Below are 24,507 nucleotides of genomic sequence, written 5' to 3'. Positions count from 1 at the left end.
TGAATCCACGCTTAAGGGATCTGAATACAATCTTCGGCATCTAATGCAATATCACAGCCTTCTTTACGGCGTCGTTTTCGAACGTTACTGCCTTCTTTGCTTTCGTCGTCCGATTATCTTTGATGATTATGTCTTTGCTTGATGTACCCGAAATGTGAATGAACGTTTCGGTCTCTTCAGGAGCGGTTGAATTTCTTACGATACCGTCTGTACAGTTGTCCAGGCTGACGGCCGGTATGGCTTTGTTTCTGAGGCCTTGTCGTCCGGAGAAGTTATCGACAGTGAAACCAGTGACGTTCTTCATCACCAGTGCCGAACGCCAGGAAGACTCCGTCGGTGTTTCGCTCCATTCGACAGACACGCTGTTGAGTTGAAGATCTCTCAAGTGTTCAAAGACCATCGCGTCAGTGGCGCGTTTGTCTTTGGCGTCTTCAACGTCCATGAACAACTGAACGTTGGTCATGCGAATGTTATCCAACGGCTGCGATGGATGCCCGGTGATCGTTGTTGTGCCGCGGGCCTTTACAACGATATTGTCAATGAAGATGTCACGGATCATTCCCAAGGGCGAGGTCTCTGTTCGTTTCTTCAGCACGAACTTGCACATCTCGGCACTCCCCCACCAGTTCCAATGGCGGCGACTGGTTTCGATTGTGAGGTTGGAAAAGATCACGTTGCTTACCACGGCGCCATCCTGGACGTTAATGCCGAAGCCTTTGTTGGAATTGCGGATAACACAGTTGTTAAATACAACGTGGTGGATATCCGCCTCCCATTCTGTGCCGATCATCAGGGCCGTCGACGAGGAAGTCAGCACGCAGTTTGTCACTGTTACGTTCTCTACGGGGTTGGCCTTCCTTCCGTTTCGGGCAATGGCTTTAAGGACGATGGCATCGTCGGCGGTAATGATCGTGCTGTCAGAAATCGTAACGTTTTTTGAGGAGCAGATGTCGATGCCGTCGGCATTCACGCCTTTCTCCAGATCGGAGTAAATGTATACTCCACGGACGTTCACACGGTCGCAGTCGTTCAACCGAACCGTCCAAAGCGGCGCATTGATGATCGAAATATCTTCGAGGTGAATGTTCGTGCAGTCGTTGAGTACGAACAGAAAGATGTTCATTGCTTCGCGGCTGCGATAGTAGCGCTTCATCTCAATGCCAGCCTGACGGGCGATTTCCTGTTCCCTCGCGATTTCAGGATCAGCACCCCGCACGTTGTCGTAATCGTACCGAGCTAATCCATCGATGGTGCCTTTGCCGGTTACGCTGATGTTTTTTGCGTTTTCGGCAAAGATCAGGGCATCGGAGTCTTTCACGTAGTCGGATTCCTGCTGACTGGCAAATAACGTCGCACCTGCCTCGAGATGAAGGGTAACGTTGTCCAGTAGCTGCACCGTGCCGACGGTATATTCACCGGCAGGGACTTCAACGGTACCGCCACCTGCAGACGTGCAGGCGTTGATGGCATCGCGAAATGCTTTTGTGGCATTGTCTTTCCGAAGTCCTGTAGCACCGTAGTTCCTGACGTTGAAACTGGTTCCATCGGTACCGGCCCCGACATGCGGTACATCCTGGTTCCGTAGATTCCCATTCTTTGTATCGAAGTTGCTTGCGTTCTTACCTACGACGCCTGAGACAGAGCGCATGGCGGCAGTGCTATCTGTCAGCGTTGTAATCCCCAGCACCCCACCGGCGTACGCCAGCATGGTGCGACGAGAGAAGACGCTAGTCCTGATCTTCATAATCTGTCGGTTTAGTAAAGCCGGAGGACCTCTCCGATTTATCAAAAGGGAACATTACAACTCCTGCACAATGAAACACGCAACGTGTGAGCTATTGGTTGCTAGGCCGAAACTACTTTTTCGATGGCTGCAGGCGCAACTATTTCTTCGAAGGCGGCAGCGAGGCCTTCAGGTTCTCGGCTACCTGGAACACAAAGTCCTTGCCTTTGATGAAGCCGCCGCCCCAGGTAGCGTCGTACTTGCTGGCGATCGGCAGGCTACCCACCTCGGAGGTTGCCTTTCCTTTCTTCAGTGCGGCCAGCGTTTGATCGCGGATATCGGCCAACGAATCGCGAAACTTTTGAACGTCGGCCTTTGTACAAAGAGGACCATGACCCGGGATGATGCGCGTTTTGTCATCCATCATAGCCAATAATTTGTCGAGGCTCGAGATAAAGCCGTTGATGGATCCACCGCTTCCATAGTCGATATATGGATAGCCATAGGTAACAAACATGTCACCGAGATGGAAAACATTGGCGGTCTTAAACCAGATCGCCACGTCACCGTCTGTGTGGGCGGGATCGAGGTGGATCAATTCAATATCCTCGTCGTTTAGGTGAACGCTCATGGTGCCTGGAAACGTGACCACGGGCCATGCTGCTTTGTCACGGGGTGGCGTGACTTCTTTGGTCTGCGGATTTGTAGAGCTCGAACTCATACGCTTGCGCACGTTGTCCTGTGCAATGACTGTTGAACCCATGTGCGTGAAGTTCTCGTTTCCGCCGGAGTGATCACCGTGCAGGTGTGTGTTGATCACGAAGCGGATGTCGCCGGGATCAATTGTTTTGATGGCGCCATTGATACGATTGGAAAGTGGGGCAAACTGATCGTCAACCATCACGGTTCCATCGGGTCCGACCAGCACTCCAATGTTGCCGCCAGACCCGGTGAGGAAGTAGAGATGATCTGAAAGTTTTTGCGGAACGACTTTGACGGAGTCGAAGTTTTCCTGGGCCGATGAAATCTCACAGGCCAGTGTGCAAAGAATAAAGAGAGTAAGGGTCTTGTTCATAGCGGGTAGTCGCGCGGGCATGGCCCGGTTTGGTTGTACCCGAATGTAACGATAAAAGGCTGGATGGTAATGAATGAAAGTTTTGTTTCAGTTACAGGCTAATTCGGGATGGTAGCCCGCCATGGAACAGAATTTGAGGAGAAAGCACACCGTGCATTGAGCTTCCTGACATGAATTTGTATTCTTGCAGGCAGCGGCGTAGTTGAGTAAATCCCAAAATGGGTTCAGTTGTTACCTATTCGGAGCGGAAAAATGGCTCTCGAAGAAATCCATAATTATACGACCAGGGGGATGACATATTCCTCGGACATCATATGCCTAGTATATGAGGATTATATAAAACAACACCGGGTCTGGGCGCATCTCGCTTCATGAGGATACCATCTTTATTTATGATCAAATAACGTGGGATCGACTTGACCGCGAGATATCGAAGTAGCACTGACTCAAATTGACCATCCATTCGGAAATGCTCACCAGGAACATCGATCTTGGCAACGGCGCGCTGCCACGGTTTATCGCCTTGGTCTATTGAAATTAGAAGAAACTTCACCTTCTCCTTACCTATCTTAGCAATAAGCTCTCGCTCAGATTGCATCTCTGAAATACAAGGACCGCACCAGCTAGCCCATAAATCAATGTAAATGATTTTACCGTGGGAAATAACCTCAGCAAGTGTCATCCAATTACCCTTCAAATCTTTCATCTTCACATTAAGTACCTCAGGAGGAAATCCTTTTCCCTGCTTCAGGAAGTTATTATACAACTCATTAAGCATGTCATTTCGCGCAGTTTCCTGAGAATAAAACTTGGCAAGCTTGTCATGCAGCTTGGTGATTTGATCACGGTTCTGCTGGCCTCCCACTTCAGTAAGCCTGAAGAATATACCATACAGAATTGCATTTGAAACAGCAGGCACAAAATTCCGTTCTGCAGAGTAAATGTCCTGAGCTACAAAGGTAGAGTCGGTACGCTTTTCTCGAGGGGCCAAAGGTGTGAGAACCGCATCATTGTATGCGCCACAAAGGTTTACAAACGACGGAAATGATAACAATGCCTCATTACCAAAAATTGACTTATCGAAATCTGAGAAATATTGGCTTGGTGTATTAGAAACTCTGGCCAGGGGTTGAAGCAAATAATTGTAGTGGTCAATTCTCAACAAATCTCTTATTATCTGCGATCCATGAGGAGCAATTGCATGAGTAGCACTCAAACTGTCCAGCAATTCAAATGAAACGGCAAGATAACGTTGAGCCGCGGACTTGTATGCAAGCAAGCTGCTATCAGATTCAAATTTGTACTTATACACTTCAAACTGACCATTTCTTTTTTTGTTTCGATAAAAAAATCCGTGAATTGCAGCATTAGCACCCTTAAACTCCAGTGAGTATTGCTTAGGTACGCCATAAATGTTAAAAACGATAGTATCACCCGGAAAACAAAGGACGCTCTCGTAAAAAAGTCCAAGTTGCAATGGATGGCTTGCTTCAATTGATAATTCAAAACTGCCCTCTTGGTCCGGTTCTACACTTACGCGAGTTTCATCCCGTATCAAAGGGTCTTTGAAATAGGATATGATCAATCGCCTATCACTGTCGGCGGGAGCTTTCCAAGTTCCCCTGACTACTATGTTCTTCGCTTGTATAGCAAGACCACTTACCATGATCAGCAGTGTAAAAACTAAGCATAAAACACGCATACCCTCATATAACTTTGAATAGAGAACCCTTCTTAGTAAAGTGCCCAACACAATGCCGGGCACTTTTTAAAAGCTTTACCAGTACCCGCAAACAGCATACGTAGTAAGTGAATACTTGGCCCTACACTCATCAAGCCCTGCATTACAGTCACAACCGCCAACATTAACACTTCCAAGTACAACATCCCACGGATCCTTGCAGGTCGCCGAGCAACCGCCGCCACACCACCGGCCATTATCGTTCGCATGGCACCGCTAAGGACATCTTCGATTTTCTCGAAACTCATTTTTTCTGTGTTCATAAATTTACATTTTGTTTTGGATACGGAGATCTGTTTAGCATTTGCAGGTACAGGTCTTTTAACCCTCTTCCGTCAATATTTTTATGGCATAGCCGTTACTTATTCACATGGCTAGCAGAAAGAGCAGGAATCATCGCTATCAAATCTTCAATTGTGTACTGATTAAGCAGCAAAAATCCATTGAAGCACAGGGTCATTCTCTGCAATCCAGCATTTTGAGCCTATTTCAAAATCAGCTACTAATCCTGAGTTTCTTCCTTCTCAACAAATAATTGAACCATTTCAAAAACTTGCTTAAACATCGCCTAAGATGGCCTATGGCCCACAGCTCAACTTCACCACAACTGTTAATTCAACTTTGATGATACATTACCAAGGCAGATATCGAATTCCGCTGGCAAGCCTGCTATTGACGTCTGCTGCATTTGAAGACTTTTGAATATACCAATAGAGTGCTAATTGCATCGTAAAACTCTCCCGATGCGAGTATGAATTTCCAACTTGTCACTTACAACAATCACGAAAGAAGATTCTGCCAGAAATGTGAGCAGCATGAATACTCCTCATATGAAAATATTACTATCCAATCCGACAATCTTCGCGTTAGAAACATTGTGTTGGTTATCAAAACTTCATCACAACTGATACTTTGCTTACCCCCACAAACCTTAGCAACAAGTTTAGAGGAATTTCCGAATTCCTTGCTAACTAATGCTGTCCCCAATCGTACGGTTGTTCTGTGCAAGGCCGTAGTTTGATAAATCCCTCAACCTACTCTCCTCCCTTGCGCCTCTGCGGTGGAAAATGCGCCTCTTGCCACCTCTGCCTCTTTAATTTACGCTCGAACCCGACATAGTGCTAATTCACTCATTCGCTCCTCAATGATTTCACGGGGCTCGTTATGGCGGATTGAATGGCCTGGATCGATATTGTAATCAACGCGATCGAAAGGGCCGTAATACCTGCGATGGCAAAGATCCACCACCCCATGTCTATGCGGTAGGCGAAGCCCTGTAGCCACTGGCTCATGAAATAACCTCCAACCGGCGCCGCTACACCAAATGCTATTGCCACAAGGATGATGAAGTCTTTAGATAACAGGTTAACAATGCTCACAATCGTTGCGCCCAGCACCTTCCTGATGCCGATTTCTTTTGTGCGCTGCTCGGCTGTAAACATTGCCAGGCCCAGCAATCCGAGGCAGGAGATCACAAATCCCAGCACGGCAAAAGTATTCGTGAGTTTGGTGACGACCTGTTCGCTGTGATATAGTTTGTTGTACTCCTCATCCATAAACTGAAACGCCACGGGATAGTTAGGATTAATCTCCTTGCATACCCTTTCAATGCTGCTCAGGCCTTCTGCTGTTTTGCCCTGTTCCAGGCGTAACATTATTACACCGAAGTATTCGTATTCCTTCACATCGATGAGCAGCGGTTTGATTGGCTCACGAAGCGAGCTCACGTGATAGTCTTTCAGCACTCCAATGATGTGTCCCTTCTTGTTCCACGCCGAGATCCACTTGCCAATCGGGTCGGTCATGCCCATTTGTCGCAGGGCTTCCTCATTGACCATAAAGGCGTCTGCCGAGTCCGTTGCAAATGATTTTGAAAAGCCTCTTCCTTCCACGATCTCAAGGTTCATGATGTTGACGAAGTCATATCCGACAGAAGCAGGCTTGAAGCCAACAGAAACATTCTTCTTCCCTTCCCAGTTGATGGCGTCATCACCTGTGTTGGTCTCATTGAATCCATCCTTTTCGTCGACTACGAAGCCCATGCCGTGGGGCGCCTCAGTACTTCTGTCGACCATCGCGATGCCCGGCATTTTCAACGCGCGCTCCTTGAATAGTGCGTACTTCGGATTCAGTTCGCCTTCAATCTGAATATAGACGACATTGTCGCGGTTGTAGCCCAGATTTGTGTTCTGCACAAAGTTCGTTTGTGAAGTGATCACGATGGTAGCGATAAGTAAGAGGATAGACAACGCGAATTGAAAACACACAAGTCCCTTTCTGAACCATACCGCCGAATGGGTGAAAGTGAGCGCGCCGCGCAGTATTCTCACCGGTTTCAGAGACGAAAGGTAGAGTGCAGGATAACTTCCGGCAATGAGTCCTGTGATGAAAGCGAGACTCAGCGCGGCATACCAGTATACAGGATTGAAGATCGGCGAAGTGATGTGTTTCCCGGTGAGGTCGTTAAACAACGGCAGCAATAGCTGCAGGAGAATAACGGATACGCTAAGCGCCACAAAAGAGAGCAGGATCGACTCGCCGAAGAACTGCCTGATGAGGCTCGAGCGCGACGAGCCAACGACCTTGCGAACGCCCACTTCCCTGGCCCGCTTCAACGAACGCGCCGTCGCCAGGTTCATGAAATTGATGCAGGCAATGATCAGGATGAATATGGCAACTCCGGTGAAGATCTTCACATAGAGCATTCTTCCCTCCCGGGGCTTGCCATTGACGAAGTTTCCGTAGAGATACTGATCGCCGAATGGACGCAGTCCGAGCGAAACTTTCTCCGGCGCCTTTGGATCGACGCGTCGTTGAAGGAACTGATTCAGCTTAACTTCCACCTGTTTTGGATCTGCATTCCCATCGAGGAGAAACGACGTATAGATCTGATGTGAAGGGAAGTCAAGCGTGCGCAGCTGGGCATCCCAGTTTAGAAGGAAATCGAATTGCCAGGAGCTCTGCGGCGCGACGTTCTCATATACAGCATTAACAACAAAGTCCAGGCGATTTTCATAACGCATCGATTTGCCAATGGCTTGCTCGGGAGAGTCAAAGAAGTACTCCGCCATCGATCGAGAGATGGCCATGCTGCTCACATCGTGCAATGCCTTGTCGGGGTTGCCGGCCAGGATTGGATACGAGAACATGTTAAAGAAATCTTTGCCGGCACGGGAGCCTTTAAACTTTTGCATCTTCTCTCCAACCTGGAATGTTTCTGGATGTCCCCAGGGAAGTTCATAGCCTGTCATATAGGCGCTTGTCATCTCAAGTTCGGGGATGGCGAGAGCGAGTTCGTCTAGGGCGTCCGTTGCCGCGCTGTCCTTACGTAGGTTAAAGATCACGTTGAAAGGCGTGCTGTAGCTTCCGGTGGTTTGTCCGTTGCCGGAAACGGTTTGGTATAAAAGAAACAGTCTGTCTCCATTAGCATGAAAGTTATCCATCGCCTTTTCATCCCTCACCCATAAGAAGATAAACAGACAGCAGGTCATGCCAAGTGCGAGGCCGGCAACATTGATTGCTGAAAAAGACTTTTGCCGAACGACATTGCGAAAAGCAACTGTGACGTAGTGATTGAACATGTTCATGCCTGATGATGAATTTGCGTATGGGGATTTCTTTCTTTTAATGGCAAAGGGTTTGATGAAGCCAAGCACGTTTCTGATGTAGTCGATGCGCGCCTTAGCGATACCGTGGCGATTGACCTGATATTCGAATTCTTCCTCGAGGTCGCCCTGAACTTCTTCCAGCAGATGAGAAGCGCAGTACCATTGAAGCAAGCGTGTCGCCCAGCCCGGGGGTGATATCCTTGAATGTTCCCGCTTCATATTCCCTCGATCTTCATGGTTGATGGTAACAGGCTCCAGAGACGCGAACGCACTTCCTTCATTTCATTTAGCGTTGTGCGACCGAAGGCCGTGATCGTGAAGATGCGCTTCCGCCGGCCACCACGTTCCTGAGTGGGCTCGCCAAACTTTGAAACAATCATTCCTTTTTCTTCGAGGCGATGCAGGGAAGCATGGACCTGGTTGAGTCTTACACTTCGTTGTGTTTGTTCGATGATCTCGTGCGTGATTCGTACGCCATAGGCGTCGTCTTCAAGCATCGCGACGATCAGCAGAACGATCTCTTCGAATTCACCTAAGTAGGATCCTTTCATGATGCGTGGATGGATTAAATCCACTTTTGCTGATCAAACGTCCTGCCAGTGTAAAAATGGGCTTTTTGAGCAGATTTGACGGATTGATCGGAATTGTGTTAGATTGATTTGTTCGCAGGCAAACATGGATGTCCGGTAATGGAATGGGATCTAACTGCGGCTTTGCTTTCAAAATAGGTTGATGCCCGCTCGTAGTCAATGGGTAGGGCCGCCGCGAATAAAATGCAGGGTCGGGAGGCAAGGGAGTTTTAGAGTTTTCGGGAGGTGCGTTGATTTGAAAGGGCTTCACGTTTGCTATGGTTTCATTTTGATGGCGCAGTGGTTGTAGCTGGGTTAATTCCGAGACAGCGCGGAGCGCCGCAGGCACGGGAGACTGCGGCTTTGCTTTCCCACACTTTAATACAGGGTGATTGCCTACTGTTGTCTATGTGTAGGGCCGCCACGAATAAAATGCAGGGTCGGGAGGCAAGGGAGTTTTAGAGTTTTCGGGAGGTGCGTTGATTTGAAAGGGCTTTACGTTTAATATGATTTCATTTGATGGTTTAGTGGTCATAGCGGGGTTAATTCCGAGTCAGCGCGGAGCGCCGCAGGCACGGGAGACTGCGGCTTTGCTTTCCCACATTTTAAAATAGGGTGATGACTTTTGTAGTCTCAAAGTAAAATTTATCATTTAGTTATATGAATACATTCAAAATACGTCACTCGGTTGTCTTTAGCTTAAAGCATAAAAAAGGTTCTTCAGAAGAGAAAGCATTTCTGGATGCTGCGAGAAAGTTGTCAGCAATACAAGGCGTGCACCATTTCGAATGTCTTCTCCAGGTAAGTCGAAAGAATAATTTTGATTATGGGTTGTCAATGGAGTTCGATTCTCAGGAGGCCTACGATGCTTACAACAGAGATCCGGCTCATGAGGCGTTCGTCAAAACATTTTGGGTGCAAAATGTGAAGGAGTTTCTTGAGTTGGATTTTGAGATCATGAGATAACAACTACCGATTGCCCACTATGCTACTTCAAACACAGAGGCTAAATCTGCGTCACTTTCTTCTCACGGATTCAGCATTCGTTCTACGCCTGCTCAACGAACCGTCTTTCCTGAAATTCATTGGAGATCGAAAGGTCCGGACAAATGACGATGCGCGCGTCTATATCGCCAACAGATTTATTGCCAGCTATGAAAAGAACGGCTATGGGTTGTACATGGTCGAAGACAAGCAAGGGACACCAATCGGAATGTGCGGACTCGTGAAGCGCGATCCTGTGGAAGATCCTGATGTTGGCTTTGCCTTTGTTCCGGAGGCCTGGCTGAAAGGATTGGGCTACGAAGCAGCCAATGCTGTAATGGACTATGCGCGACATACCTTAAAACTTAAAAGAGTGTTGGGTATAACTGTTCCGGATAATGTCGCTTCTATAAAAACACTGGAAAAGCTGGGATTAAAATACCTTCGCGCGGATGTTACGAAGGATACAAATGAAGCGATCCGCATTTACGAGATCATCATGTGAGCAATTTAGGTCCATGCCTGTCACCAGGGTTGGGTCAGATTAAAAACAGCTATAACAAAAAGTCTATTTATGTGATAACTCTAGAAATGCTGAAGTGTTTTCGCTAGCTTGATCATATTCAGAACGTTGGACTTTAACTCGTTATCGATATGAAAAAATTACTTCACCAGGTCATCATGCTTTTTGTGCTGGGCATTTTGCAAACCATGCTGCCTTCTTCGTATTGTTTCGCTCAATATGGATCAAACGATTATGTGCTCGCCACGCAGGCACAGGTCGATGCGTTTGATCCGGCCGTGCTCCAGGGACGAAATCTGGTAATATCCGGGTCTGACATAACAAACATCGACCGGCTGAGTAGTCTTGTTTCAGTTAGTTCACTCTTCATTGACAACAATCCATTGCTCACTTCCCTTAGCCCGTTGAGTAATATCGACAGCCTGTATCATTTGAGAATTAATAATAACGGAGCGCTGTCAACGATAACTGGCTTTGGCGCTTTGCATGATGTATTCCATCTGGAAATTTCTGGAAACGTGAATTTGACCAGCATCAGTGGTTTTAACGCCGTTCAAAAGTTGGGGATGCTAATCGTCAGTGACAATGCCAAGCTCGCAAATATTACAGGGTTTCAACACCTTACTACCATAAAGTATACAAACAGATATTCATTTGGAAATATTACGATAACAAACAATCCTGAGTTGACCAACTTCGACGGCTTACTTTCGGTGAAAGACGTCGATTACATTGACGTGAGCTATAACGCTAAACTCAGGAACCTGCATGGATTGTCAGGTCTAAGAACAATTTCGGGAATGGGTGTCAATTTCTCCCACAATGCAGTGCTGGAGGATTTTGACGCGCTTGCCAATACTGTGCCCACCGTAGATCCGAGAATTTCCGGCAGTGTAATTGTTTACCTGGACCACAATCCTCTGTTAACGAAGCCCTGCGGTGTTTATCAGATAATTGACAAGTTCGACTATCTTTTAACAGCGAGCAGAGTTAACATCGAAGGCAGCGGCTTTCACATGTATCAGCTTATTGAATGTGGTGCGACACGACTTACAATTCAGCCCGCTGCTTTGGTTGCTTTGAATTTCAATGAAACCTCAGGAACAGCTATCAGCAATACTGGAACAATCAACGCAACATTTTCACGGTCTGCTGGCACACCTCAATCCAGCACGAATGTGCCTGCAAATGCCGGAGGCTCTAACTCGATTGATTTCGGAACGACAACCGGCAACTATTACGTTGAAGGAACTGCGCCCCTGGATGGCCTCAGGAACCTGAATGGATTTACGCTTACCGGATGGCTGAACTGCAAGTCGAATGTAGTGGGAAGTGGAGGCAACCGCATTGTCAGCTGGATCAATAACGGTGGTGAAGGAGTAGATCTTGTTTATCAAAGTAATGGAAGTCTTAGGCTTGGGGTTGACGGTTGGCCAGACAACTCGCCTGCATTTAGCTCTAGTGGAAAAATTCCGACCAGTGCGTCGGGTCCGACCAGCAACTGGCGATTCTTCGCAGTCACCTATCAATCTAACGGTCAGGTTCAATTCTATTTTGGCACCACGACAGCTGATGCAACGCTTGATGTTATTAAAACGTACCCGGGTCCGGGCGTTACGGGAAGTGCTATTGGCAAACTGGCAATTGGGGCGTTCAATGATGCTACGCGAGGTGCCAGCACCTATAATCGTATGTTCCGCGGACTTATCGACGAAGTACAGATCTACAATTCGGTACTTGACTATGAAAAGATACTTGCCATTCAGCACGCGGTAGGATCACCGACACCGACTAAACCGGTAATTACGCTCGTTTCCAAGACATCTAACTCGGCGACTCTGAAGTGGACACCCTCGACAGGGGCTTTTCCCAATAATACTTACGAATTTTATAAAAACGGAACCTTGATGACAGACGGCGTTACATTGGGTAGCGACATCTCTAATCAGGCCACCATCACAGGACTTTCTCCGAATACAACGTATACTTTTGCAATCAAAGCCACGGATATTTTAAACAATTCAGTCTTCAGCGATCCTATTACCGTCAACACTAATCCGGCATCGCTCTTAAGACTCGAGGCTGAAAGTTATAATGGCGGCAATGGTATTGTCCGGACGGCGACAACAGTAGAAAGTACTGATGCCCTTGACTGGATCAGATTTGACAATGTTAACCTTGGCAGCGGATACAATAAAATCACGACCCGATATGCGAAAGGCAACAACGTAAACGGTTCTGCAACGGTAAGGCTGGGCAATCCTACATCGGGAGCTTTGATAGGTACGCTGACCACGTCTTACACCGGTGGCTGGGGTACATTTGCCACGACACAGGCGACTTTGAATGGCGCTTCCGGATTACAGACTGTGTACGTATCGTGGCCAAGCGGGGAGGGAAATGGAAACTACGATTGGTTTGAATTCAGCAATGGCACTTCTGATACAATGCCTCCTACAGCGCCCTCAAATCTCAAGATTGACTCGCAGACGGCCAACAGCGTGACGATGTCATGGACAGCCGCGACCGACAACGTGGCGGTTACACGCTACGAGGTATACAATAACCTGACTCAACTTTTGGGAACATCTGCAACCACGTCTATTACCCTCAGCAACCTTTCGGCAAACACAACATACGGGTTTAGCGTACGCGCGTTCGATGCGGCTGGCAATATTTCATCCTACTCAAATACAGTGGCCTTCACTTTAAATTCACCTCCAGTGCTGCGGCTAGAAGCAGAGAGTTACAACGCCGCCACCGGCATCGTCAGGCAAGCTAACACTGTTGAAAGTACCGATGCATCTGACTGGATAAGATTCGACAATGTAAATCTCAGCAGCGGCTACACAACGATCACGACCAGGTATGCCAAGGGAAACAGTGTTAATGGAACAGCTACGGTAAGACTGGAAAATCCAACTACTGGAACATTGCTCGGAACACTTACGACTACTTATACAGGTGGCTGGGGGATGTTTGCAACTGCCTCAGCTCCATTAACCGGAGCCAATGGTCTGCATACCCTCTACGTAACCTGGCCAACTGGTGAGGGTAATGGCAATTTCGACTGGTTTGAATTCAGTACGCAATCCAGCCAGTCGGCATCAGCTCGCGAAAACATGCCGATCGCGCCACCAACTGTAGTGAACGTTGAAATTGAGTTCGAGAACAAACTGCTCCAAAACTATCCTAATCCATTTTCAACTGAAACTGAGATCGGTATATCGCTGGATCATAACGTCAAAGTTGCGCGGATAGCGGTACGCGATGTTACGGGAAGAACACTGCATGACATTGAAGTCGTGACGCGGGGAAAAACATCAGTTACGGTGTCCTCGGAAACCATGAATTCTGGCTTTTACTTTTATTCTCTAACTGCAGACGGCAAGGTTGTCGACAGCAAAAGAATGGTGCTCATTCGTTAGAATTTTTGGTTTACTCACGAAGCGATCCGGATTTATGAGATCCTGATATTAGGCGCAAGTCTTAAGGCGAACACTAGTCTTACCGTTAGTCACAATTAAGTATTTTTTACAATTGATTTACCTGTAGATTAGATCATTAACCGGGAAACTAAAAATTCAATCGCTATGATTGTTCTGGAAACGCCGCGGTTAATTCTTCGCCACATTAAAGGCAGCGATTTCAATGAACTGCTTCGGATGAACAGTGATTCTGTCGTGATGAGATATGTGGGAGACGGCTCTGTGAGAAATCACGAACAAATGGAGAAAAAACTTGACGTGCTTATTTCGCACTATACGAGAAAGCCGGGCCTCGGAATATGGGCCACGGTGTCGAAAGATACCGGCCTGTTTGTTGGCGCAAGCGGGCTTGTCTATTATGACAATACACCTGAAATCGAGATTGGCTATCGCATGCTGAAGGAATATTGGAACAACTGTTACGCTACTGAGGCTTCGTTTGGACTACTGGAGTATGGCTTCACGAAACTCAAGCTTCAAAAGATCGTTTCATCGGCCCATGTTGACAATCTCGCATCAAGGCGAGTGATGGAAAAAATGGGAATGACTCACGTAGATGACAGAGTTCACTATGGATGCCTTCAGGCCTACTATGAAATAACATCAGAGAAATTCCGGCCAGTCCGTAGTTGATTTCAGTTCGACACTAAGAGTGTGATAAGACCGGGTACAAAGACGTCGTCGGTGAAAGAAGTTTATTAAATTAGCGTTCTTATGAACGGACTTTCACCAGAAAAAATGAAACCAACAACCATCCAGATTGCCTGCATAATTTCTCTGTTCACCCTTTCAAATTTCGTTTTCTCACCGGCGGCAAAGGGCCAGCGAAAAGCAGCCTCTAACCAGGAACTCAGGACCGGTGCAGAACAACTTGATCAATACCTACCCATGCTGAAAGGCAAGCGGGTAGCTATGCTTGCAAATCCAACGTCGATCATTGGCAAGTCTCATTTGGTTGATAGCTTGAAGAACCTCGGCATTAACATTGTCAAGGTCTTCGGACCGGAGCATGGTTTCAGAGGCAATGCAAGCGCTGGTTCTCAGGTGGCCGATGAAGTGGATGCCCGCACAAAGATTCCCATCATATCACTTTATGGAAAGAAGAACAAACCCACGAAGGAGGACCTTGCCGATGTAGACATCATGATCTACGACCTGCAGGACGTTGGTGTCAGATTTTATACCAACATCAATGCATTGGTCCGGCTGATGGAGTCGTGCCAGGAAAGCGGGATACCACTGCTGATCCTGGATCGTCCTAATCCAAATGGTTATCTCATTGATGGCCCGATACTCGACATGCAGTATAAGTCAGGCATCGGAATGTTTCCTCTTCCGATGTCGCATGGCCTTACCGTTGCAGAGTTTGCCCAGATGGCCAACGGTGAAGGATGGCTGACGAACAAAGTTAAGTGCGATCTGAAGATTGTTAAAGTATCCAACTACACACACGATACTCCCTACACGCTGCCCGTAAGTCCGTCGCCCAACCTGAACACGCAACAGGCCGTACTCTTATATCCGTCCACCTGCATGTTCGAGGGAACGTACCTCAACCTGGGAAGAGGCACTTATTTTCCTTTTACCGTTCTGGGAAGTCCCGAGCTGAAAGGGATCTATCCATTCTCTTTTACACCGACCAGCATCAAGGGAATGGCCGAGACACCGTTGTTTATGAATCAGGCGTGTTACGGGCTTGACCTCAGGAATTACGATGTGAGCAAACTGCGCGAGAGCAGAAAGATAAACCTTGAGTGGATTATGGAGCTTTATAAGGCCCATCCTCACAAAGAGAAGTTTTTTGATTCGAGCCTCAGCAGGGAGATGGGTGTAATTGAAAGGCTCATTGGTGTTGGATCGTTTCGACAACAGATCATAGATGGAAAGTCGGAGGCGGACATCCGTGCGAGCTGGGAGCCGGGGCTGAGTGATTACAAGAAGATGCGTGTGAAGTATTTGTTGTATCCGTAGGGTTGATTGGATGCGTCAATTTTTTTGAGCGTCAAGAGATGTTATTCAATTTGTGTTGTGCGTTGCGTGCGATGAAAGCGGAAATGTTTTTGAACGATTGCGCGTCGCACGCGAAGCGTATTATTTCGCTCTGTGCTACAGACAGAAGATCCCCTCCGGGGATCGAATGCAATCTGCTACAGATAGAAGATCCCCTCCGGGGATCTGAATCCGGGATCGAATGCAATAAGAATGTCCGGACGCTCTCTCACTTTCACTCGCGTTGTCCGGACATTCAAAACCACGGTTCCCCAAACGACTAGGTATGCGCGATAGCTTCTGAAGGCAGGCTGATGTCGTCAGTGACCATCTGCGTGCGTATTGCTTTCTTCTTATTCAGGTCGCCCCAACCGAAGCGGGCAGACCAACCATCCATGATCTTATAGATGACAGGCACGACAATCAGCGTAAGGAACATTGAGGAAATCAATCCACCAATGATTGCCCATGCCAGTCCGTGCTTGATCGCCCCTACTCCACCGCTGGCCAATGCGATAGGAATCATACCGATCACCATGGCGATCGTTGTCATGAGGATGGGACGGAGTCGTGCGTTGTTTGCGTGAACGAGGGCTTCGTCGGTGCTATGGCCTTCTTCTTTCATGTGGTTGGCAAAGTCGACGAGCATGATCGCGTTCTTGGCCACCAGACCAATCAGCATGATGACACCCAGGATACTGAATACGTTCAGCGTATTATTTGTCAGGGCCAGCGCAAGCAAGGCGCCGATCAATGACAACGGGATGGAGAACATGACGACGAAAGGTCGTACATAATCATCGTAGAGCGCCACCATGATTAGATACATGATCACGATCGACAGAAGCAACGCCACGCCTAATGTACCGAACGCATCGCCCTGGCTTTCTGCATCGCCACCAAACACGTAGCTCACGCCCACGGGTTTCTGAAGCTTCTCAAGCTTTTGAGTATATTCAGTAACGACCATGCCTGACGGGCGACCGATCACCTGCGCCTGCACGTTTACAGACGCCATCTTATCGCGACGCTCGAGTACCGTTGGGCCGGCGTCGTCAGTTACTTTGGCAAACTCTGATAGTTTGATGCTGTGCTGCCTGTTGTTGACAAACACGATGTTCTCAACATCCTGGCGGCTCTTGCGGTCGAAATTATCGAAGCGAATATTGATGTCATACTCATACTCGCCCTGGCGGAACTTCAGTTTATTATCTGAGTCAGTTCCGGCGAATGCTGTCTGCATCGTAGCACCAACCATGTCCATGCTGACGCCCAGTGCCGCCATCTTATCGCGGTCGAGTTCTACGCGAAGTTCGGGGTTGCCGTCTTCGGCTGTCAGTTTTGGATCAGAGACGCCATCGATGTTTCTAAGTTCCGCGAGCGCTTTCTTGGCAAAGCTCATGGCGCTGTCCTGCTCCGCTCCCATCACGACCAGGTCGATCGCGGCACGGTCTGCTGTGCCCATGATACTGATCGGTGTGGTTGTAACCTTTGCACCCACGAGCATTGCGGCCAGCTGCTGTTTTATTTTTGCAGCGTAGATATCAGATGATTCGGTACGTTCTTCTTCGGGGATCATCGTTACCGTGATCTCTGACTTGTAGGCTGTTGAACTGGAAGAACCCATGCCACCTGCTGCACTGCTCTGACCAACCGTTGTTGTCATCGCCTTGATTAAGGGCTGCTGATGCAGGAAGTTCTCAGCGCGCATAGTCATCTGGTTGGTTGTTTCGATAGACGCATCCTTGGGAAGCTCGATGCCCACCATGAACTGTCCGCGATCGCCTTTGGGCATGAACTCGCCACCGATAAATCCTTTGCCTACGAGCATGAACGAAGCGATCAGCAGCACGATCGTAAGCATCAGGACCCAACGCTTGTGGCTCAATGACCAGCGGAGTAATGACGTGATCCAGTTTGTGAACGCATCCAGCTGACGTTCGAACCAGAGGATGAACTTCTCAAATACGTTCTTGCCCGTAATGTGCTCCAGTTTGCCGAAGCGCGATGAAAGCCACGGCACGACAGTAAAGGAAACCAGCAAGCTCAGCATTGTGGAGATCATCACCGTTACACAGAACTGGCGCAGGATCATCGACACCAGGCTGTTCGTTAATGAAATGGGAAGGAATACCACTACGATCACCAAAGTGATAGAAATAACCGTGGTTCCGATCTCACTCACTGCATCGTAGGCAGCCCGGACACGGTTCTTACCCATCTCCATGTGGCGATAAATGTTTTCGAGTACGACAATGGCATCATCGACAAGGATGCCCACCACCAGTGAGAGCGCGAGCAGCGACATCAGGTTCAGTGAGTAGCCGAACAACCACATACCTGCGAAAGTTACCATCAGCGACAACGGTATCGATACCATTACGATGAGGGCGTTTCTGAAACTATGCAGGAAGAGCAGCATCACCACTGCCACCAGAACGATGGCTATGAAGAGATCTTTGAGCACGTCGTTGGCAGACTCGAGGGTAAACTCGGATGTATCTGTGGCAACGGAAAGTTTAACATTGTTGGCAGCAAACTCTGACTCAATCTTTGTGATCTGCTTATGTACTTCTTCACTTACGGAAACCGCGTTCGCGTCGGACTGCTTCATAATCTGAACGATGATTGTGGGAGTCTGATTCTGGCGAGCCAGTTTGGCAATATCTTTTTGCGCGTCCTGAACGTCGGCAACGTCGCGCAGGCGCACCTGAGAACCGTCTTCGGCGGTCTTAACGACAAGGTCGCGCAGCATGTCGATGTTTGAATATTTTCCCGAGAGGCGAATCGAAAGCTGATCATCGCTGGTCTGAATTCGTCCGGTAGGATAATCGACGTTCGCGTTTGTGACAGCCTGTCGCAATTGAAGCAGAGAAATCTTCTGAGCATTTAACTTGCCCGCATCGACATTTATTTGGAATTCGCGCTCAATGCCGCCCACCAGTTGAACCTGAGCTACGCCAGGGAGGCGGGACAACCGAGGGGCCAGACGCTGGTCCATGAGATCATAAAACTCCCGTGCTTCCAGCCCTGACGTTGCAGAGAGCGTCATTACCGGCAGGTCATCAACCGACAGCTTGTTGAGCGTTGGCGTTTTTGCATCTCCGGGGAGATCTGACAGGCGTGCATTCACTTTACGCTGCGCATCTTCGAGTCCCGCATTCGGGTCAGCACCGGTGTTAAGTTCAACCGTTACGACCGACACACCTTCCATCGAACGCGATGTGAGCTTCTTAATGTTCTCCATCGACGCTACGGCGTCCTCAATTTTCTTCGTCACCGTGCTCTGTACCTCTTCCGGTCCGGCGCCCGGGTACACCGTTGTAATCGTGACCACCGACGTGCTGAACTTCGGCAGCAGCTCATAGTTCAGCGACCTGTAGCTGATGAAGCCCAGGATGCCCAGGATAGTAAAGACTACCACCACCATCGTGGGCCGACTAATCGATATCGCTGTTATTTTCATTGTTTGATTTTTTCGAATGTTAAATTGCACGCGTCTACAGATAAAAGATCCCTCCGGGATCTAAATGTCCCTACGGGATCATAATGCTCTATTGAATGACGGTAATTTGGGTCCCATCAATGAGGTTGATCTGACCTGAGGTGATCACCTGATCGCCAGGCTTAAGTCCATTTCTGATCTCAACGACACTTCCGTGTACGCGTCCGGCCACCACGTTGCGTGTTCTGGCTTTACCGCCGTCGTTCACAAATATTTTGTTGCTGCTCACGCCGCCCTGGAAGGCACTGCGCGGAATGAGTAATGCTGAAGTCTGATTTGCACCCGCAAATTGCGCAGAGCCATACATACCGGCCTTCAGTTCCTTACCTGCAATATTTCTGATCTCAATCTCTATCGGGTAATTAAGTGATGCATCGCCCTTAGCTGAGACGAATGTCACTACACCCTCGTACGTTACTTCAGGGTATACCGATGCACTGACAGAGACTTTGTCGCCTGTTTTGATTTGCACCACCTGGTACTCAGTAACACTGAGTGTAAGCTTCAATCTCTTATCGTCTACTATCTCGAAGATTTTGTTGCCTGGCGCGAGGTAAGAACCAATCTCTACAAAGCGCGCGTTGATAATCCCACTGACTGGAGCTTTGACAAGTGCATTGCTAAGGTTCTTGCTCGCCTGTACAAAATGAGCCTGCTCGGTATCAAGCTGCAGTCTTGCGTCATCAACCTGCTTCTGTGTCACACCGCCGCTTTGCAGGGCCTGTTCATACCGTTGAAGGTTTTGCTTTGCCTGGTCCAGTCTTGCCTGCGCGGCCACACGATCGGCGCTCAGAATCTCGTTGTCGATTCTTGCCAACGCCTGCCCTGCTGTTACGGCACTACCCTCTTTTACATAAAGTTCTTTTACACGTCCCGATGTTTCAGAAGTAAGCTCGATCTGATTGATCGCCTCGAACTTTCCATTCTCTTTGAACCCGGCGTTCAGCGACTGGTGTTCTACCGTATCGATGGTGACGGGCACAGCGCCCGACATGCTCTCTTTAACTATCGCCGTACGCTCAGCATTATCTCGCTGATTGGCGTTTAGCTTCCACGCGATCAGTCCAAGTGCTGCTGCAATGGCGCTGGCATATATTACTATCTTTTTCATGTTATCTTCGTTTGAGTGTTTGATCTGCTTAGTTACTGAATCATCTGCATCAGCGTTCCGCTTGCGCGCATCGTTTCGAGTTCCGCCAGCTTGTAGTTCAGCATGCTCTTGACGTAAATATTTCGAGCCTCTAAAAATGCTGTCTGCGAATCCAGCAGGTCTGTTAGCGAGCTGAGTCCAAGGTTGTAGTTGGCAAGGTTCGCATTGTATACCTGCTCCGATAAGCTTACGTTCTCCTGTTGTGCGCGAATCGTTGTAAGCGTGTTGCGCATTTGAATGTTGGCGCTTTCCAGCGATGCATCCAGCTCAAGTTCCTTTGCTGCACGCTGCTTGTGAAGTTGTCTGATCTTGATCTCGCTTTGTGCAGCACGTGAATGCCTTGAAAGACCGCTGAAGATCGGCACCTGCAGGCGGAGACCCCAGCTGCCCATGCCATAGGTTATCGCCTGGTTCTGACCCGTTAATACCTCACCCATGGTATTACCCATCACGTTGTAGCTATAATTGAAATAAAGATTCAGCTTTGGATAGTTCTCTGCGCGTATAGCATTGCGTTGCAGCGTGCTCAGTCGTATTTGTGCGTCAAGCGACTGCAACTCTGTGCGCGATCCCATCTGACTTACGCCTGCGTCTTCAAGCGTTGGGATTTTGACGTCATCGATATTGACCGTATCCAGCTGAAGCGCTGTCGCCAGCGGAATTCCCATGATCACTTTAAGCTTGTTCATCTTCAGGGCGACATCATTCTCTGCCTGCGTAAGTCTTGAGCGTGTGTTGATCAGGTTGACGTGCATACGGTCGAGATCGACCTTCTTCAGCAGTCCGCTTTTATACTGTCCTTCCGACGCCGTGATCAACTGTTCCAGAATTGCTGTTGATTGTCTCTGAAGTCTTACTTCTTCCATACTGCTCAGCACTTCATAGTATTGCGCAGAAACATCATGGATGACCTGTTCTTTCGACTGCTTCGTATTCAATTCAGCATACTCGCGCCCTGCCCTCGAAGCCTTTAAACCGGTGAAGGCAGCCATGTCGAACACGGGCTGCGATGCGTCTACAGCGACAGCAGAACCATACATAGTTCCGGCTGTGATCTTGGTTGGTGAATCACTACTACCACCGCCAAGTCCGCCGGGCAATACCAGCACCTGCCGTTTGTAGTTGTTCGTAGCGTTTCCCGAACCGTTGATCTGAGGCAAAGTCTTAGCGCGCGTCTCAACGATTTGCTGTTCGACATTTTCCTCTTCCAGTTCGCTTACTTGTATGGAAGGGTTTTCAGCGATCGCCACCTTCAGCAGATCGCTAAGAGAGGCGGGCTTTGTCTGGGCCATTGTAACTGCTGCGCTGCAAAGCGACAGCAGGACGGCCATAAATGTTTTTGTACTCAATTTCATATTAGCTACCAGACTTGTTCGATTGGTTTCGTTCAACTCGCTGGTTATACGACAAAGTTCGGGGCTACGGAGGGCGGAAAAGACCCCTTCCGCACTGAGGCTGACAAAGTCGCTGCTGAAGGGGAAAATGAGCGGGCTGAAGTTTTGAGGTGATTGGACGGTTACCATGGTCAACCGCAAAGAATTCGAATAATCGTATTTGATTTGCATTGTGAGGAGATCAGGCGCTTCGGGCAAGCTCCAGGACGGTTCAGATGCCGTTATCGATTGTTCAGTTAGTTGGTGAGCAGCACGGTGTGCGGATTGAGCGAACTTTGGGGAGGTTTGAAATCACGCAGGAATTGGAGAATATGAAAGGCGTCGTGTATTTTATAGGCGCCCTGGGAGAACAGAGTGAGGAACAGTGTGAGAGTGAAGATAATGGACCAAATTAGCCCACTCTCACACCCACACTCACTCTGTTTTATGGGGCAGTGTGAGAGTGAGAGCGAGAACAGAGTGAGGAACAGTGTGAGAGTGAAGATAATGGATCAAATCAGCCCACTCTCACACCCACACTCACTCTGCTTTATGTGGGCGAAGAAAAGGCAACAAACAATGACAACACAACATAACAAAGTGCAGCTTTTCCTTGGCCGGCACCCGATGGTAGTAGCCGTACCGATCGCAATGATCGTGTACTACACCCTGGCGTTCCTCGCGAATCCGTTTGTCAGTCTCTGGCATCGAAGCACCGTATACGACGTCGCCGTTCAGCTGCTGGGAACCGCTGCTTTTTGTACCGTGATACTCATAGGAAGTTTAAGGATCAGCCGCGTGCTGAATCAACGACTGGCCTGGTCCGACAAGCCACTGCAGAGAGTAATTGTTCAGTTCATTGCACAGCTGATGCTTGCGTTTATCTGGTCGTCGATATTTTCGTTTGTGATGGCCCTCGTATTTTATCAGATCAACATCTTTGATGTTCTGCGAGAGCAACAGTTAAATACAGAACAACAGCTGAACGTGTGGCGTTATACGTTCTCGTCTATAATGCTCTCGATCGTAATCAGCTTTATGCTTGGCGCCAGAAACTTTCGCGTGGAGCGCGATGCACTTAGACTGCAGGCGGCACAACTAAAGCAGATTGCCATGCAGGCCGAACTGCAGTCGCTCAAGCTGCAGCTGGATCCCCATTTCATGTTCAATAACCTCAGTACGTTGTCGGGGCTGATATCCGACGACAGAGAGCTGGCACAAACATTCATCGAACACCTCGCGCGCGTGTACCGGTATATGATCATGAATATTCACAGCGACACGGTTTCGTTGCAGAAAGAGCTTAAGTTCATTCAGTCGTACATATATCTTATCAAGATCAGGCATTCGGAAAACGTTGACATCAGGATTGATATCCCCGATGAATATCTTCAAAAGCAAATCCCTCCTATCACCTTGCAGCTTCTCATTGAGAATGCCATCAAGCACAATATCGCCACCGAGGCCCATCCGCTGAAAATTTCTATCTTCATCAGCGAGGGGAAGCTTATGGTTTCAAATACACTGCAACGGTTACCCAATGCTCCACTGACATCCTCTAAGGTTGGACTCGAAAACATTAAGGCGCGTTACAGGATCGTATTCGGAAGTGAGCCTCTGATCTCGCAGGACGACAAGTCATTTTCTGTTTCGCTGCCGCTGGCTGACTGAACAAATACGCCTATGACATTTGTAATCATCGAAGACGAAAAACCCAATGCCATCAGACTTAAGCGCATGGTGGAAGAGATCGACGCAAGCTACCAGGTAGTTGCTACGATCCACACCGTTTCGGAGGCCGTAGAGTGGTTCACCAACAATCCACATCCCGCTATAGCCCTAATGGACATCCGCCTCGCAGATGGACTCAGCTTCGATATCTTCAGCCGTGTAAAGATCAGCAGCAGTGTGATCTTCACCACTGCATATGACGAATATGCCATCCAGGCGTTCAAGGTCAACAGCGTTGACTACCTGCTTAAGCCTATAGAAAAGGAAGAACTCGTGAACGCCGTTGAGAAAGCGAAGAGTCTGCACGTGAGCGCTTCTACCGATCCTTATATCTCTGAGCTGCTCTCCTACATCAAACGTAAGGATGTTAAATACCGTACAAGATTTTTGTTTCCGTACAAGGATGGATTTAAGACCGTAAACGTCTCGGACATTGCGTTCATTTATTCAGAGGCGAAAAACACGCATATCGTTCTGCAGAATGGCAGCATGCAGCTAGCGGGACAGACGCTGGAAGAGCTTGAGGAGCAGCTGGACCCGGACCAGTTCTTCCGGGCGAACCGTCAATACATTGTAAACATCAACAGCCTGGAATCGATACACAACCACTTTAACGGCAAGCTGAAGGTTGTGGTGAAGAATCATGATGATCACGAGATACTGGTCAGCAAGGAGAAGGCGCCGGTGTTTAAGCAGTGGCTGGACCGTTAAATGCCACTGCAACTGGTGGTGCGAATCAATCGAAGAATTGATAATTGACAATTGATAATTAGGGAGGGGCTTTCGCCCCTTTTTTGATTTTCGTACTTCACGTTTTATGCCCGGCTAAGGCGCACAGTATCATGAGCAGGCACTATGCATTAAGACAAAGCCCCGGCAGGGGCTCCACAATTATCAATTGTCAATTATCAATTATCAATTTCCTTCTCCTGGCACAAGACCTTTTTCCCAGTACATAAACCCATTTCCTGCGCACATAAGACTTGTTATTGCGTTTGGATTTGAGCATTCAAACTAAAATCTTGCTATCTCAAATACTATCGTGTTA

At 48.3% G+C, this 24,507-nt stretch carries 16 protein-coding genes; 7 read left to right on the top strand and 9 right to left on the bottom strand.

The features are described 5' to 3' along the window. Positions 1-40: 40 nt before the first annotated feature. From WBG78_RS26195 to WBG78_RS26170, 6 genes are all read right to left on the bottom strand, one after another. Complete coding sequence (locus tag WBG78_RS26195) at positions 41-1,744, bottom strand: glycoside hydrolase family 28 protein (RefSeq protein ID WP_337329479.1); 1,704 nt, start codon at positions 1,742-1,744, stop codon at positions 41-43. 139 nt (positions 1,745-1,883) lie between these two features. Beyond that, positions 1,884-2,819, bottom strand: coding sequence for an MBL fold metallo-hydrolase (locus tag WBG78_RS26190; RefSeq protein WP_337329478.1), 936 nt, complete (start codon positions 2,817-2,819; stop codon positions 1,884-1,886). 289 nt (positions 2,820-3,108) lie between these two features. After that, positions 3,109-4,464, bottom strand: a complete 1,356-nt coding sequence (locus tag WBG78_RS26185; RefSeq protein WP_337329477.1) for a TlpA family protein disulfide reductase — start codon at positions 4,462-4,464, stop codon at positions 3,109-3,111. Between the two features lie 68 nt (positions 4,465-4,532). Beyond that, positions 4,533-4,802 carry a hypothetical protein gene (locus WBG78_RS26180; protein WP_337329476.1) on the bottom strand — a complete coding sequence of 90 codons (270 nt, stop codon included), beginning with the start codon at positions 4,800-4,802 and terminating at the stop codon, positions 4,533-4,535. Positions 4,803-5,669: 867 nt separating this feature from the next. Next, positions 5,670-8,366 (bottom strand): permease prefix domain 2-containing transporter, encoded by a 2,697-nt coding sequence (locus WBG78_RS26175; RefSeq protein ID WP_337329475.1) that lies wholly within the window; start codon positions 8,364-8,366, stop codon positions 5,670-5,672. After that, positions 8,363-8,698 carry a PadR family transcriptional regulator gene (locus WBG78_RS26170; protein ID WP_337329474.1) on the bottom strand — a complete coding sequence of 112 codons (336 nt, stop codon included), beginning with the start codon at positions 8,696-8,698 and terminating at the stop codon, positions 8,363-8,365. Before WBG78_RS26170 ends, WBG78_RS26175 begins: the two co-directional genes overlap by 4 nt. Before the next feature lie 678 nt (positions 8,699-9,376). Here WBG78_RS26170 and WBG78_RS26165 point away from each other — a divergent pair. From WBG78_RS26165 to WBG78_RS26145, 5 genes are all read left to right on the top strand, one after another. Then, positions 9,377-9,682, top strand: a complete 306-nt coding sequence (locus WBG78_RS26165) for a Dabb family protein (protein WP_337329473.1) — start codon at positions 9,377-9,379, stop codon at positions 9,680-9,682. 19 nt (positions 9,683-9,701) lie between these two features. Beyond that, positions 9,702-10,205 (top strand): GNAT family N-acetyltransferase, encoded by a 504-nt coding sequence (locus tag WBG78_RS26160; RefSeq protein ID WP_337329472.1) that lies wholly within the window; start codon positions 9,702-9,704, stop codon positions 10,203-10,205. A 149-nt stretch (positions 10,206-10,354) separates the two neighbouring features. Further along, on the top strand, positions 10,355-13,651 hold the full coding sequence (locus tag WBG78_RS26155; protein ID WP_337329471.1) for a carbohydrate-binding protein: 3,297 nt from the start codon (positions 10,355-10,357) through the stop codon (positions 13,649-13,651). Positions 13,652-13,816: 165 nt separating this feature from the next. Then, on the top strand, positions 13,817-14,344 hold the full coding sequence (locus tag WBG78_RS26150; RefSeq protein ID WP_337329470.1) for a GNAT family N-acetyltransferase: 528 nt from the start codon (positions 13,817-13,819) through the stop codon (positions 14,342-14,344). 81 nt (positions 14,345-14,425) lie between these two features. Further along, positions 14,426-15,682 (top strand): exo-beta-N-acetylmuramidase NamZ family protein, encoded by a 1,257-nt coding sequence (locus WBG78_RS26145; protein WP_337329469.1) that lies wholly within the window; start codon positions 14,426-14,428, stop codon positions 15,680-15,682. A gap of 298 nt (positions 15,683-15,980) precedes the next feature. Here WBG78_RS26145 and WBG78_RS26140 read toward each other — a convergent pair whose 3' ends face one another. From WBG78_RS26140 to WBG78_RS26130, 3 genes are all read right to left on the bottom strand, one after another. Next, positions 15,981-19,166: an efflux RND transporter permease subunit gene (locus tag WBG78_RS26140; RefSeq protein WP_337329468.1), complete on the bottom strand. Its 3,186-nt coding sequence runs from the start codon at positions 19,164-19,166 to the stop codon at positions 15,981-15,983. Positions 19,167-19,254: 88 nt separating this feature from the next. Then, the gene (locus WBG78_RS26135; protein WP_337329467.1) at positions 19,255-20,316 is read right to left on the bottom strand and encodes an efflux RND transporter periplasmic adaptor subunit; all 1,062 of its coding nucleotides are present in this window, start codon (positions 20,314-20,316) and stop codon (positions 19,255-19,257) included. A 32-nt stretch (positions 20,317-20,348) separates the two neighbouring features. Continuing rightward, positions 20,349-21,710 carry a TolC family protein gene (locus tag WBG78_RS26130; protein WP_337329466.1) on the bottom strand — a complete coding sequence of 454 codons (1,362 nt, stop codon included), beginning with the start codon at positions 21,708-21,710 and terminating at the stop codon, positions 20,349-20,351. A 597-nt stretch (positions 21,711-22,307) separates the two neighbouring features. Between WBG78_RS26130 and WBG78_RS26125 the strand changes: the two genes are divergently transcribed. Beyond that, positions 22,308-23,399, top strand: a complete 1,092-nt coding sequence (locus tag WBG78_RS26125; protein WP_337329465.1) for a sensor histidine kinase — start codon at positions 22,308-22,310, stop codon at positions 23,397-23,399. A gap of 12 nt (positions 23,400-23,411) precedes the next feature. After that, entirely contained in the window at positions 23,412-24,170 is a 759-nt protein-coding gene (locus WBG78_RS26120; RefSeq protein WP_337329464.1) for a LytR/AlgR family response regulator transcription factor, read from the top strand. Positions 24,171-24,507: the final 337 nt, after the last annotated feature.

It is taken from the genome of Chryseolinea sp. T2, assembly GCF_037203685.1.
GTDB lineage: Bacteria > Bacteroidota > Bacteroidia > Cytophagales > Cyclobacteriaceae > Chryseolinea.
The sequence above is the reverse complement of the archived record's forward strand: the minus strand, read 5'-3'. Positions and strand labels throughout refer to the sequence as shown.